Raw genomic sequence first — 12,946 nt, 5'->3', positions numbered from 1 at the left:
GTGAATTCGTTTTATGAGCAGCAGGGTTCAGGGTACGGCCGCCAGACGCGAAGGCGTCGGTATCGGCATGCTCAGCAACAGAAACGCCAGCGCCTTGCCGTGCGTGTCCAGGTTGAGCGAATCGTTGACGCCGCCGTCGAGCACGCCATCGATGACGAAGTTCATGGCCTGCAGCGACGGCACCAGATAGCGCGTGACCGTGGTCGGACGGCGATGCGCGAACAATGCGCGTACCGCGTCCTCGGTGACGTGTGTGACAAGGTGGTCGAAATCACGCGCATCGTAGGCAATGACACTGATGTTGGAGCGGTCGCCCTTGTCGCCGGTGCGGCCGTGGGCGAGCGAATACAGGGGAATGGTCGGCGCGGTCATGACGGGCTCTCGATCAGGCAACGAAGGTATGGCTCGGCGACACCGCCGTGCGCGGCACCAGGCAAGACATCGCGTTCAGGCGGCTGCGCAGCGCGGTGCGCACGCCGCCGCCGCCGGCCGGGCCACAGGTGTACAGCGTGTTGACCTCGCGCAGCAGCGCCTGAGCAACGGCCTGGTCCTCGTGCACGATGGCCGCGCGCAGCCGCACGTCCTGCGCATCGGCTTCATTGGATTGCGTGGCGGCGAGCATGGTGCCGGCATCGTCGGCGAATACGCTCAGCACGCCGATCAGGTCGAAGCGGATATGCGCATCGAAGCCGAGCATCGTCATGCGCTTGCGCACGATATCCGCGGCGAGTCTGGCGCGTGCCGCGGCATTGAAGCCCGCGTAGGAGATCTCGCCTTCGGCAATCCAGCCGCCATGAGAGAACAGGTTGGCCTTGAGCGTATCCGTGCGCGCATGGCCGCGAATATTGCGGACCGCGACGCGATCGGGGCCGATCTGCTCCACCGTGACGTCGCCGATATCGGCCACCACGTCGGGCGTCAGGTACGCGCGCGGATCGTGTACCTCGTACAGCAACTGTTCCTTGACTGTGCGCAGATCGACGCAGCCGCCGGTGTGATCGGCCTTGAAGATTTCGATGGCGCCGTCGTCGCCGAGTTTGGCGATGGGAAAACCTACTGCGTGCACGTCGGGAACGTCCTTCATGCCCGGGTCGGCGAAATAGCCGCCGCTGACCTGCGCACCGCACTCGAGCAGATGGCCCGCCATGGTTGCTGCCGCCAGGCGGTTCCAGTCGTCCCAGGCCCAGCCGAAATGCGCCATGGCCGGGCCGACGGCCAGCGCGGGATCGGCCACGCGACCGCAGACGACGATCTGCGCGCCATCGCGCAGCGCATCGGCGATGCCGCGTGCGCCGATATACGCGTTGGCGCAGACGAAGCGTGCTTCGGGGAAGCTCTCGCCGAGGCGCTCGCGCAGCAATGCGCGGCCGGCGTCGTCGGACAGGTCATCGCCCTCGACCACGGCTACGCGCGGCGCGGGCAGGCCGAGCTCGGTTGCGAGCACGCCGATGCGTCGCGCCGCTGCGCGCGGGTTGGCGGCGCCGAAGTTGCCGATGATTGGAATGCGGTGCTTCAGGCAAAGGGCCAGCACCGGCGCCAGCAATTGATCGAGCAGCGGCTCGTAGCCATGCTCCGGATCCTGCCGGCGGGCGAGTTGCGCCAGCGCGAGGGTACGTTCGGCCAGCGTTTCGAAGATCAGGGCGGCGGGGCCACCGGCGGCGATCATGGTGCGCACCACGGGCAGCGCCGCGTCGGTGCGGTCGCCGGAGAAGCCGGCGCCTGAGCCGATCAGCAGAGGGACAGTCATGGTGGGCATTTGTGGAGTAGTGGCGATTGCATTCTAGGCCTGCGCCCGTATTCCAAAAAATGGATTATTTGGATTAATCTATTGGTTTGTTAGATGAGTGTGCGCCCTCTCCCCCAGCCCCTCTCCCCGAGGGAGAGGGGAGAACACAATTGGTTATTTAACCTTTCACCCACTCCCCCGGCCCCTCTCCCTCAAGGGAGAGGGGAGCAAACCGTGGGTGTGCGTTACACCTGCGCGGCGCTTTCTCCCGCGACGGGGGGCAAACCGTGGGTGTGCGTTGCGCCTGCGCGGCGCTCTCCCCGAAGGGGAGAGCGGCAATCAGACGGTGTGTGGGAGCGGAGCAAAACTGAAAACATGAACGTCTCGGTCAGGCATCTTCGGGCATTCGTTGCGCTGGCGACGCATCGCAATTTCACGCGCGCGGCGCAGGCGTGTCATCTTTCGCAGTCGGCGTTCAGCACGCTGGTGCAGACGCTCGAGGAGCAGGCCGGTAGCCGCTTGTTCGAACGCACCACGCGCCACGTGGAGCTGAGTGCGGACGGGCGTCGTTTCGAGGAGGTGGCGCGGCGGCTGCTCGAGGACTTCGAGGCCGCGTTTGCCGATCTGCGCGATCACGCCGAGCGGCGCAAGGGACGGGTCGCCATCGCGGCATTGCCGTCGCTCGCCGGCGGCGATCTGCCGCCACTGCTCGCCACGTATCGCGCGCGCTATCCCGGTATCGCGCTCGAGTTGCATGACCAGCTTGCCGACGGCTGCATCGACATGGTCCGGCGCGGCCAAGTGGACTTCGCGTTGGCCCCCACGCCCGCGCAGGACACCGACCTGCGCGTGGAACCGCTCGTGCACGACAACTTTCACCTCGTATGCCGCGCGGACCATCCGCTCGCGCGCAAACGACGCATCGCGCCCACCGCGCTGGCGGGGCTGCCATTCATTCAGCTGTCACGGACCAGCAGCGTGCGCCAGCACCTCGATGCCGCACTGCATCCGCTGCGGCTCAATGGCGTGATGGAGGTCGAGCATCTGGCCACGGTGGCCGCGCTGGTCGAAGCGGGCCTCGGCATCTCCGTGGTGCCCGCGCTCGCGCTATTCCAGTTCCGCCGCGACGCACTGGCCATCCGCCCACTGCAGATGCCGCAGCTCGTGCGTGACATCTGCCTCGTGCGCCTGCGCGAACGCGGCGATTCCGCGGCCGCCACGGCGATGATCGAGATGCTGCGTCAGAAGTGGCCGAGGTAGCCGCCGTCCACCGCAATGACCTGTCCGGTCACGTACGACGCCGACGGCGAGGCGAGAAACACCGCCGCGCCGGCGAGCTCGGACGGCTGGCCCCAGCGGCCCAGCGACGTGCGCTGCTGCAGCCAGCTGGAGACCGATGCATCGGCAACCATCGGCTGGTTCGGCTCCGTGGCAAAGTAGCCCGGCGCGATCGCATTGACGGTGATGCCATGCCGACCGAGGTCCGCGGCCATCGCACGCGTGAGCGCGTCGAGGCCGCCCTTGGTGGCGGGATAGAGCACGTCATTCGCGCGCGCAATCTGTCCCGCAATCGACGTGACATTGACGATGCGGCCATATGCATGGCGCTGCATCAGCACGGCCGCGTGACGGCATAGCGCGTAGGGGGCGATCAGATTGGTCTCGAGCATCGCGCGCAGGTCGTCGGCATCGAGCTGCATCATCGAATCGCGATGCCGCGCGCCCGCATTGTTGACCAGAATGTCGAGCCGCCCGTGCGTAGCCTCGATGCGCGCGAACGCGGCGGCCACCGCCGCTTCGTCGGTGATGTCGAGCACGAGCGCCTCGGCTGCGAGACCGTCTGCATGCAGTTGCGCCACGGCCTGCGCCACGCGCTCCGCATTGCGCGCACACACGAGTACGTGCGCGCCCGCCGCCGCGAGGCCAGTTGCGATGGCCTGCCCCAAGCCCTGCGCGCCGCCGGTGACCAGCGCCACGCGACCGTTCAGCGAGAACGGAGAGGAAGAAGGAGTGCGGAAGTTTGCTGCGTCGAGATTCGCCATCGGGCAACTATACCGCAGCAAACTGGCGCCCCCCCGCGCGCCACGCGCTAGCGAATGAGCTTGCCCGTCGACGACACGATCGACATCTCCACGAACGACGAGCCGGTATGTCGCGCCGGACTGTAGCTGATCAGGATGCCGCCGAGATCGTAGTCGCGCAGGGCTTCGAGCGCCGTGACGAGCTTCTCGCGGGTCGGCTCGGGCCCGGCCCGACGCAAACCCTCGACCAGCACCTTGGCCGACATAAAGCCTTCCATGCCCGCGTTGCTCGGCTCCACGCCTTGCTGCCGCGCCAGACTGCGATATTCGCTGGCCAACGTCATCTGGCTCGAGTTCGTACCCGGCACCACCTGCGTGATGATGAGCCCGCGACCATCCTCGCCAAGGTCCTTGATAAACGAGTCCGCCGCGTTGTTCGACAGCGTCACGAACTGCGCCTGGCTGCCACCACGCTTCATATCGCGAATCACGCGCGCCGCCTCGGCGCCCGAACCGATCACGAGCACGGCCTGCGGATTGGCCTTGTTGATCGTCACGACGCCCTGGCTGATATCGCCCATCGGCCGCGCATAGGAGGCCACGCCCGCGGGCTGCACGCCACGCGCCTGCAGCGCGGTGGTAAAGCCTTCGTACACATCCTGGCCAAAGCCGTCGTTCGCATAGAAGATCGCGATGCGGTTCATGCCCGAGGTGGCCAGATGATTGATCGCGCGCGCGACTTCATCCTGATATTTCGCGCGCACGTTGAACACGTAGCGGTTGACCGGGCGATGCAGCGTGATCGCGCCCGTCAGCGGTGCGACCAGCGGCACCTTCTCGGCCGAGATCATGGGGAGGATGCTTTCGTTCTGCGGCGTGCCGCGCACCATGAACAGCGCGAACACCTTCTCTTCCTGGATCAGCTTGCGTACGTTGTCGGGCGTGCGCTTGGCGTCGAAGCCGTCGTCGTAGGTGACCAGCTCGATCTTGCGGCCATTGATGCCGCCCGCGGCATTGACGGTGCTCAGGTACACCTGCGCACCCGCGATCTGCTCCTTGACCGAACCTGCCACCGGACCGGTGACCCCCGCGGACTGGCCGATGCGAATGGTGTTCCGGCCGATGCCGGGTTCCGCGTTGGCCGCGCTGGACATACACACGGCAAACCCCAGCGCGGCGGCAAGCATGCCCCGCGCCATCCCTGTTGCGCTCATTGTCTGACCCCTCCCGTGCCGTGATGGCACGAATCGCCTGCGTGATTAATTGTTTTCCGCTGCGTGCGGCGGCGCATCACGAGTTACCTCGCGTGACGCGCGCCAATGAGTCCGAAATTAACGCAAACGAGTAGGAAAGTGCAAACGAATGTGCACAAACGACGCGATACAGGCGAGCGCGATGTTGCAGTCGCGGCACACCGCACCGCAACATCGACGCCCGAACCGGCATTCAGAAGGAAAGCGCCACCCGTTCAGGGGAATGCGGGGACTGCGGGGTCGAGACCGCCGAACTGCGCTTCCGGATGCGTGGTACGCAGCAGCGCTTCGATTTCCTCCACACGGCCGCGCGGCACATCGACCATCAGCAGGAACCGGCCTGCCTCGATGTCGCTCTCGAACGCGCGCAGCCGGCTGTTCGGCGCGGAACTGCCGATCATGCTGGAAGCCCACGCGCCGAACACCGCGCCCAGCACGGCGAGCACGCCGACCAGGCCCCACTGGGGGGTGTCACTGACGATCGGGAACATCGCGACCACCACGCCCGCAACGATGCCGACGGCACCGCCGAGCATCAGGCCCATCTCGGCCGCATGCACGATATCGGAAGTCTGGAACAGGTTCGCCTCGTGCAGCCCGGTCATGTCGGTGCCATCGCGCGCGACAAAGTGGATATGGCGATTTTCGATGCGCGCGACCAACAGATCATCCATCGTTCGGCGCGCACTGGGCAGGTCAGGCAGTAACCAGAAGATCCGTTTGCGCATGGCTATCCTCCTTGGTCAGTCCGCCCTCTTGCATGAGGTCATCCGTCGCCGCCGTGCAGCGTGATCTCACAGATCAGGACGGTTAGATCCGTTGTACGCCGCCGATTCGCCGAGTGCAAGCGCGTAAACGAACCGAGGGGTGATGCATCCCACCGAAGCGTGGCACGCATCACCCCTCGCACGTCACAGGCGGTCAGAACGTGATTGGCAGACGCATCGTGACAGTCAGGTCCGGCGTATCCCGCGTGAGGCCCGCGCCCACCGACAGGTTGAGCGTGTAGCGCTGATTGAAGCGATACGAATAGCCCACCAGCAGCGTGCCCTGCGTGATCTTGACCGAGCCGGGAATGGTCTGCCCGTTCAGCTTGGTCGGCCAGATGATGCTCTGGTCGTAGCCGATACTGAACGACGCGTGTTCGTTCAGCGAAAGGCCCATGCCGAAGTTGAACTGGAAGATATCGCCCGGCGAGATTTTGCCAAGGAATTCCTTCTCGCCGTTGAGCACCGTGCGGCTGATGTTGTCGCGCGCGAAGTTGTGCAGGTAGCTGAAGGTACCGAAGAACACCGCGGGGTCGGTCGGCAGCAGCCACGTCACGCCAGGCTGAACCGCCTGGAAGCCGGTGCCGGTCGGCATGCCGAGCGGCAGGCCGGTGCCGGTGGTATTGCTCACGCAGCGTGTCACGCAGTCAGTGACCACTTCGAACGGATCTTTGCCGGTGTTCGACTTGTAGCGGAACCAGCCGATGAAGTACGGCATCTTCTCGTTGCCGTAGTTGAGCTGATAGCGCAACGTTGCCTCGACGTCGCCGAGCCCGCTGCCGCTGGCATTGAACACGTTGTCGAAAGCCGTTCCGGTGAAGACCTCGCGGCTGACGGTCTGGCCGCTGGTATGCACGTACGGCACCTTGGCTTCGATCTCGAGCCGCTTGGTGATGCCGTAGCGCAGCGCCAACGCGCCCAGGTACGTGGTGGTCTTGACCTCGCGCACGTCGATCAGGCCGATCAGCACGGCTGGGATCACCGAGTACCCGACCAGCGCCACCCGATTGTTTGATGAGTAGCCGTACTGGAAGCTCGGCTCGAGCACGATCTTGCCCTGCGGCGTGAGCACGCCAGGCTGATCGAAGATCGGCGCGATCTCGGGCGGACGGCCATCGGATTCGGGCGGACGACCGACAGGTTCCTCTACCGCGGGCCCCGCCAGCGACTCGCCGGCCTGCGCGCCCTGCGCACTGCCCTGTCCACCCGGTTGCACGGCCTGCGGTGGCGCGTCCTGCTGCGCCTGCATGCCCTGCTGCACGGTGTTGTTGATCTGGGTCGCGCTGGCGCCCGCACCCGCTGCGGCGGCATTGGTTGCCACGTCGCCGCCGGTACGCTGGCCGCCACGCTTGCGCGCGAGCGAGTCGTTGGTCATCACGCTGCGCAATTCGCGGATGGTGGCCTCCTGCTCCGCGAGCGCGCGTTTCATCTGCTCGAGCTGTCTGGCTTGTTCCGCCAGTTCCTTCTGCAGGTTCTCGAGCTTGGCCACGCCTGGTGGCCCGCTGTCCGGCAACGTCTGGGCTTGGCCCAGGCCGGCGAGCAGCAGCATCGTCGAGCATCCGGCATAGCCGATGCCCTGCAGCGAACGCTTCTTCATGACGTCTTCCTCCCCCGGGACGGCGGGCTGATTTGACAGGAGCCCGCAACCTGTACTCGATGCTTACCTCATGCGCTGGATGACACTGTTTAAAGCTGTATTGGCGACTTGCGAGCGGAACGCCGCGAGCGTATTCACGCTGGCACTGATCGTCATCAGGCTCTGAATGCTCTGGTTATTGAGCGTATTCTGGATCACGGTGGATGGCATGTTCGGCATCGCACCTACGTTCGCCGCTGAGTTGCTTGAATTGCCCGGCCCGTTCTGCACGAGGTTCATCAACCCATTGGTCGTGACCGCGCCGGTGGCCGTGGCAACGGTGCTGGTCGGCAGTCCGTTCGCGCCCGTGGCAGTGGCAGACGCGCCCGTGGCCGTGCCACTGCTGGCCGAGGCGTTGGCGCCAGCGGCCCCCTGCGCGGTGGCGACCGCGCCCGCCGCGGTGGCCTGGGCAGCCGCACCAGCCTGCCCGCCCTGCGCGCGCGCATCGGCAGCCGCCGCGTTGGCTGCCGCCACGGCGCTGTTGGCCGCGCCATTGGCCTGCGACACGGCAGCGGCCACTCCGCCGAGCGCCTGCTGCAACTGCGCGGCCTGCGCTGCGGTGATGCGGGTCACGTCGGGGATCGAAATGCTCGTGGCCACGGCAAGCGCGCCGTTGACGTACACCGCGCGGTCGATACCGAAGCCGACCTGCAAGCCGCCGACGTCGAAGCCGCCCCGCGCCTCGTCGAGCTTGGCGCTGGCGACCTTCTTCCATTTGGACATGTCGCCTCGCGCATGGGCCACGCGCGCGGGCTCCGGTGCCGCGAGATCGATCGCTTTGGCAAGCTCGTCCGGCGCGCGGCGCGCGACATTGGGCGGCGGTGGTTCGGCCGCGGCCACGGCGGCCAGCAGTGCCAGCGCGTCAGATCGCTCGACGGGTTTTGCGGTGATCGGTGCAGCTGACGATGCAGATTTTGTTGACGGCGCCGCCTTCGACGCGATGTTCGATGCGACAGATGCCGCCTGTGCCCTGGCCTCGGCGATGGTTGAAGTGATGATGGGCGTTGTCGTCGTCGTTGTCGTCGTTGCCACAGACGTGGCGACAGGCTCCGCCAACGCCTTCGCGACGGGCATGGCAACATCGATCGGCGCGGCCACGGCCTCTTCGGCCACAGTCGCCTGCGCGTTGCCGGCGCAGGCGAGTCCCGCGCCCAGCAGCATCGCCGCGGCGGCAGGAAGCGCCGCGCGGCGCGGCGCGTGTGTTGCGGTTGTCTGAACCATGATGATGTTCCTCAGAAATCACTGGCGCCATGCTTGGGCATGACGGTGAAGAACAGACTGTCGCGGTTGACTCCCATTGAGTATGGTCCCGTTGGCGCGACACGCCAGTCGGACGCGAGATTGAAGCGGGCGTTCTCGGTGCGGTTGTGGATCACGAACAGCAGGTTGCTGTCCCAGATCCGCTCGAAATGCTCTCGCTCGAGCGCGCGCGTGCCGCGTGCAGGATCTCCGATCAGCACGCGATTTCCCCTGACTCCCTTCACCACGACGAAGTGGTGATACCCGTTCTCGACGATCAGCACGATCGCCGGAACCTGCGTTTCCTCGAGCTTCGACAGCGGCACCTCATAGCCATCCGCCAGAAAGCCGCGCGACTCGAGAAAGCGTTTCATGTCCAGCAGCGAGAATCCCTCGGCGCGTATCTTGGCCTGGTCGCCATTGACGTACATGTTGGCGAAGACGATCTGCTCGGTCACCGGATAGCCATACTGGTACGTCAGCAGCGTGGCGACGGCAGCCGAGCCGCAACTGAAGTCGAACTGCTGCCGGATGGTGGTGCGAAAGCGCGCCTCGCGCAGGCTCGTCACCGGCACCGTATAGACGTTGCCGTTCTGCCCCGGAAGCTGGATCGTGTCGGCGCGCGCCATGGGCGCGGTGACAAACGTTCCCCCGATAGCCGCGGCCGTGGCCGCGAACAACACCATGCGGCGCGCGAGCGTCTTCATTTGAACTGGACGTTGAGGATCGTTGCGTTCTGGATCAGCACGTTGGACCCGGTGTTCTGGATCACGGTCGGCAGACCCGCTGAATTGGAAAATGAACCTTCGGCAATCACGTTGCTGCCGGTTCTCACATTGATCGCGGCGTTATCGGCAACGGTGCCGTGCAGCTTCATGTCATTGACGACCGTCTCCGCGCCACCCCGCACGCCATCGAGCTTCTCGCTCGTGACCGCGCGCGCGGTCGAGCCGAACACATTCGGTTTGGCAGAGGATGTCGCAATGGCTGTCGCGCTCGCCGTGGCGCGCGCGCTGTCACTTTCGGCACTCGCACTGGCGGTGGCCGCGACAACAGTCGTCGCCTGGGGTGCAGCCGCATCCGGCGGACCGGCAGTGGCATGCAACGCTGGCCAGGCCAGCAGGACCGTCACACTCATGACGGCAAGGCGATGCGATCGCATGGTGCGTCTCCTTGTTTCCTCGCGCTCGGCTCCCATCCGGACCATCACGCGATGGAACGTTCAGGCATTCCCAGGAGGTACCGTCATGCCCGCGCGCGAGCGCGCTTGCATGACGGACCTGCCGGTCGCCATCGCAGCGGCACCGGCCGGTGGCGTCCCTGCGGACGCGGGCCGGTCGATGCCGTCGCGCTTTAGCGACCGACGTTCAGGTTGGCCTGGACGTTGACGCTTTGTTGCACCAGCGAAGAGATACCGCTGTTTTGGTTGGCGATCATGATGCCCGCCGCCGACTGCCCGACGCTGGTCATGGTGTTGGACAGGTTGAACGTGCCGGCATCGACGACGTTGTAGCCGCCATTGCCACCAGCGCCACCTACAGCACCGTTGCCGGCGCCGCCCGTGCCACCATTGCCCACACCACCGGCACCACCCGCACCGCCCGTGCCCGACGCGGCGCCCACTGCGCCGTTACCGGCCGTGGCGCTACCGTTCGTGGCAGTTGACGTTGCGCTGCCGTTGGTCGCCGCGCCGCCCGCACCGCCAGCCCCTGCAAGGCTGGTTTGCGCGCCGCCTGCTCCAGTGGTGGCCGTGCCGCTGCCGCCCGTGGCCGCGCCGGCCGTCGAGGTGGCCGCGCCGCCGGCACCGCCCGTGCCCGTGCCAGTGCCGCCAGTTGCAGTGGCCGTACCGCTGGCACCCGCACCGCCCGCGCCGCCCGTGCCCGTGCCCGTGCCCGCCGTCGCCGTGGTGGCGCCGGTAGTCGCTGCACCGCCTGCGCCCGAGGTAGACGTCGTGGCACCGCCAGCGCCATCGCCGCGCTCGCTGCCACGGCTGCCGCCGTTCGCGCTCAAGCCGCCCAGGGCTCCGCTTGCACCGAGGGCGCTGCCGCCGCCAGCACGAGCGCTGCCACCGTTGCCGCCATCGCCGCCAGCCGCGCCGGACAGGCCGCTGCCACCGCTGCCCTTCGCCCAGCCGCCATTCCCGCCGGCGCCAAGGCTAGCCGTGAGCGCGCTGCCACCCTTCCCCGAAGCGTTGCCGCTGTCGCCGCCGTAGCCGCTGGCACGACCGCCGTCGCCGCCACTGCCGGCACGCGCGCTGCCGTTGGTCACGTCACCGGCGCTGGCGCTGCCATTGCTGGCCGATCCGCCGTTGCCGCCCGCACCGCCATTGCCGCTGGCGCCACCGTTGCCGCCATTGCCGCCGCTGCCGCCGTTGCCGGTGCCGCCGTAGCCCTTGCCGCCCGCGCCGCCCGTGGCACCGTTGGCGTTGCCGCTATTGGTGGCGTAGTTGCCGATATTGCTGACGGTGTTGCCGGTAACAGTGCCGCTGAGCTTCGACAGCGCGATCGCCTTGCTGCTGTTGAACGCGTTGCTGAAGTTCGCCGTGGCCGTGCTGCCGTTGGCGGCTGCGGCTGTGCCGTAGCCTTCGGTGTCAAGCTTGGCGAAGTTGTTCGTCTTGGTCGACGTGCGGGTGCTGGCGTTCGTGTTCGTCTTGGTGGACGTCAGCGACACGGTGTTGGTCTTGGTTTCCGTGTTGCTCTTGGTTTCCGTATTGGTGTTGGTGTTGGTCCTGGTGCTCGTGTGAGTGCTGCTGTCCGTTGCGGTCTGTGTATTGCTGCCATCGCCCGACTCATTGCTGTTCGACTGAGCGAAGGCCTGTCCCCCGAAGAAGGTCAGTGCAATCGCTGACGCGAGTAAAGTCTTTTTCATACGATGCTCCCAGGAAGTTTGTTCAGCGGCTCACCTCCGGCGAACGCTCTCGAGAACGATCGCTGAAGGTTGCGGTCCGGCACGACGCCAAACCAGCCTCCCCTTGCGCATAATCAATGCCAGTACTCGCTAACACGCTTGTAATGCCTTGAAATACAAGGGGTACTGAGTGGTCACACCGTGATCGCACCCCCCAAATTCCGCGATCCGCGATGCCAATGTCTGTGAGCCCGACTAGACATGTCACACCGCTGTGACAGCGCTTTTGCCAAGCGCCCGCAGTCGGCCGCGAGGAAAATCTGAAAATGCCGCCGATTCAATGGGTTAGCGAAATGTTTAGGGGAAAGCCCGCAGCATCCGCTGCGGTTTCGACCGTGAAACAGCGGCTATGGCGATGTGCAGTCGACCGCATCGGTAGCGGTCGCGACGAGCCGGGAAAATGCGAGGGGCGCATCACGGCAGGGAGGAGGAATAAACGCGGACACGGAAATCATCCCGATGCGACGTTGCAACAGAAACGCGGGCCGGCATGCAAGGCGAGCCTAACGGCGCGGCCGATTCATGCTAGGCTCTATGTCTGATTTAAAGTACATTAGTGACGTTCGGACATGTCAGCGCTGATCGTCAAGGCATACCATGAGTGAAGCCGTCGTTCCCCTGTATCACCAGATTTACGTGGTGCTCCGCCAGCAGATCGTGGAAGGCCGTTTTGGCCAGGGCCCGCTGCCTGGTGAAATCGATCTTGCCAAGCAGTTTCACGCCTCGCGCGTGACCATGCGCCGCGTGTTCGATCGCCTCGTTCAGGAAGGCCTCGTGCGCCGTCATCGCGGCCTTGGCACGTTCGTGAATCCGCATCCGGTCAAGCCGGCGGTAGCGGCCGAAGAACGTTCCACCAGCAGCCTGCTCGGCAATATCATCGACATGGGTGAGAAGACCTCTGTCAAGGTCGTATCTGTCGATGAAGTCCATGCCACGCCCGACGTTGCCGAAGCCCTGCAGCTGCAGGTCGGCGACGCCGTGGTGAAGGTCGTGCGCGTGCGCCATTACCGCAATCGTCCGCTCTCCCACATCACCGCCTACCTCCCCGCCGAACTCGGCCGCTCGCTGACGCGCAAGGACCTCGAGTCCACGCCGATGCTGCGTCTGCTCCAGAACGCCGGCGTCGAGCTCGGCCGCGCGACGCAGGTCCTGAGCGCGCGCCTGGCCGATGTGGTGGTGGCCCCGCTGCTCGACGTGCCCGTAGGCGGCGCGCTGCTCGCGGTGCGCCGCGTGGTGCTCGACAAGGCGGGACGACCGGTGCAGTTTCTGCTCGGACAGTATCGGCCGGATCGCTACGAATACCGCATGGAGTTGTCGCCGATGGGCGGCGACAGCGCCAACGTGTGGGTCGAGAACGAAGCGCGCACGGGTCTGCGCGACTGATACGGGCGCGCGCC

General features: G+C 66.0%; 12 protein-coding genes. 2 read left to right on the top strand and 10 right to left on the bottom strand.

All coding sequences use genetic code 11. The features are described from left to right. Positions 1 to 27: 27 nt before the first annotated feature. A complete protein-coding gene (locus LDO41_RS25270) occupies positions 28 to 372 on the bottom strand; it encodes an AtuA-related protein (RefSeq protein ID WP_223993300.1) in 345 nt (114 codons plus the stop codon). A gap of 13 nt (positions 373 to 385) precedes the next feature. Further along, positions 386 to 1,747, bottom strand: coding sequence for an acyclic terpene utilization AtuA family protein (locus LDO41_RS25265; RefSeq protein ID WP_223993299.1), 1,362 nt, complete (start codon positions 1,745 to 1,747; stop codon positions 386 to 388). Positions 1,748 to 2,101: 354 nt separating this feature from the next. Between LDO41_RS25265 and LDO41_RS25260 the strand changes: the two genes are divergently transcribed. Then, positions 2,102 to 2,986: a LysR family transcriptional regulator gene (locus tag LDO41_RS25260; RefSeq protein ID WP_223993297.1), complete on the top strand. Its 885-nt coding sequence runs from the start codon at positions 2,102 to 2,104 to the stop codon at positions 2,984 to 2,986. Here LDO41_RS25260 and LDO41_RS25255 read toward each other — a convergent pair. The 8 genes from LDO41_RS25255 to LDO41_RS25220 all read right to left on the bottom strand — a co-directional run bounded on the left by LDO41_RS25255 (position 2,968) and on the right by LDO41_RS25220 (position 11,510). Further along, a complete protein-coding gene (locus LDO41_RS25255) occupies positions 2,968 to 3,768 on the bottom strand; it encodes an SDR family oxidoreductase (RefSeq protein WP_223993295.1) in 801 nt (266 codons plus the stop codon). The two genes, LDO41_RS25260 and LDO41_RS25255, sit on opposite strands and share 19 nt — an antisense overlap. A 47-nt stretch (positions 3,769 to 3,815) precedes the next feature. Continuing rightward, a complete protein-coding gene (locus LDO41_RS25250) occupies positions 3,816 to 4,961 on the bottom strand; it encodes an ABC transporter substrate-binding protein (protein ID WP_223993293.1) in 1,146 nt (381 codons plus the stop codon). Positions 4,962 to 5,215: 254 nt separating this feature from the next. Next, positions 5,216 to 5,728 (bottom strand): DUF1269 domain-containing protein, encoded by a 513-nt coding sequence (locus LDO41_RS25245; protein WP_223993292.1) that lies wholly within the window; start codon positions 5,726 to 5,728, stop codon positions 5,216 to 5,218. A gap of 193 nt (positions 5,729 to 5,921) precedes the next feature. Beyond that, on the bottom strand, positions 5,922 to 7,364 hold the full coding sequence (locus tag LDO41_RS25240) for an acetate kinase (protein WP_223993291.1): 1,443 nt from the start codon (positions 7,362 to 7,364) through the stop codon (positions 5,922 to 5,924). Positions 7,365 to 7,427: 63 nt separating this feature from the next. Continuing rightward, complete coding sequence (locus LDO41_RS25235) at positions 7,428 to 8,624, bottom strand: hypothetical protein (RefSeq protein ID WP_223993290.1); 1,197 nt, start codon at positions 8,622 to 8,624, stop codon at positions 7,428 to 7,430. Between the two features lie 11 nt (positions 8,625 to 8,635). Then, complete coding sequence (locus tag LDO41_RS25230; RefSeq protein ID WP_377742882.1) at positions 8,636 to 9,349, bottom strand: C39 family peptidase; 714 nt, start codon at positions 9,347 to 9,349, stop codon at positions 8,636 to 8,638. Continuing rightward, the gene (locus tag LDO41_RS25225; RefSeq protein WP_223993289.1) at positions 9,346 to 9,804 is read right to left on the bottom strand and encodes a hypothetical protein; all 459 of its coding nucleotides are present in this window, start codon (positions 9,802 to 9,804) and stop codon (positions 9,346 to 9,348) included. The genes LDO41_RS25230 and LDO41_RS25225 overlap by 4 nt, the downstream gene beginning before the upstream one ends. A 191-nt stretch (positions 9,805 to 9,995) precedes the next feature. Then, a complete protein-coding gene (locus LDO41_RS25220; protein WP_223993285.1) occupies positions 9,996 to 11,510 on the bottom strand; it encodes a hypothetical protein in 1,515 nt (504 codons plus the stop codon). Positions 11,511 to 12,146: 636 nt separating this feature from the next. Here LDO41_RS25220 and LDO41_RS25215 point away from each other — a divergent pair. Next, on the top strand, positions 12,147 to 12,932 hold the full coding sequence (locus tag LDO41_RS25215) for a GntR family transcriptional regulator (protein ID WP_223993275.1): 786 nt from the start codon (positions 12,147 to 12,149) through the stop codon (positions 12,930 to 12,932). The last annotated feature ends 14 nt before the right edge of the window (positions 12,933 to 12,946 follow it).

This window comes from Cupriavidus pampae (assembly GCF_914271485.1).
GTDB lineage: Bacteria > Pseudomonadota > Gammaproteobacteria > Burkholderiales > Burkholderiaceae > Cupriavidus > Cupriavidus pampae.
This window is presented reverse-complemented; position numbering and strand designations above follow the sequence as displayed.

Coding starts and splice junctions, on each gene's coding strand:
- LDO41_RS25270 (WP_223993300.1), bottom strand. CDS start 372: ATGACCGCGCCGACCATTCCCCTGTATTCGCTCGCCCACGGCCGCACC.
- LDO41_RS25265 (WP_223993299.1), bottom strand. CDS start 1,747: ATGACTGTCCCTCTGCTGATCGGCTCAGGCGCCGGCTTCTCCGGCGAC.
- LDO41_RS25260 (WP_223993297.1), top strand. CDS start 2,102: ATGAACGTCTCGGTCAGGCATCTTCGGGCATTCGTTGCGCTGGCGACG.
- LDO41_RS25255 (WP_223993295.1), bottom strand. CDS start 3,768: ATGGCGAATCTCGACGCAGCAAACTTCCGCACTCCTTCTTCCTCTCCG.
- LDO41_RS25250 (WP_223993293.1), bottom strand. CDS start 4,961: ATGAGCGCAACAGGGATGGCGCGGGGCATGCTTGCCGCCGCGCTGGGG.
- LDO41_RS25245 (WP_223993292.1), bottom strand. CDS start 5,728: ATGCGCAAACGGATCTTCTGGTTACTGCCTGACCTGCCCAGTGCGCGC.
- LDO41_RS25240 (WP_223993291.1), bottom strand. CDS start 7,364: ATGAAGAAGCGTTCGCTGCAGGGCATCGGCTATGCCGGATGCTCGACG.
- LDO41_RS25235 (WP_223993290.1), bottom strand. CDS start 8,624: ATGGTTCAGACAACCGCAACACACGCGCCGCGCCGCGCGGCGCTTCCT.
- LDO41_RS25230 (WP_377742882.1), bottom strand. CDS start 9,349: ATGAAGACGCTCGCGCGCCGCATGGTGTTGTTCGCGGCCACGGCCGCG.
- LDO41_RS25225 (WP_223993289.1), bottom strand. CDS start 9,804: ATGCGATCGCATCGCCTTGCCGTCATGAGTGTGACGGTCCTGCTGGCC.
- LDO41_RS25220 (WP_223993285.1), bottom strand. CDS start 11,510: ATGAAAAAGACTTTACTCGCGTCAGCGATTGCACTGACCTTCTTCGGG.
- LDO41_RS25215 (WP_223993275.1), top strand. CDS start 12,147: ATGAGTGAAGCCGTCGTTCCCCTGTATCACCAGATTTACGTGGTGCTC.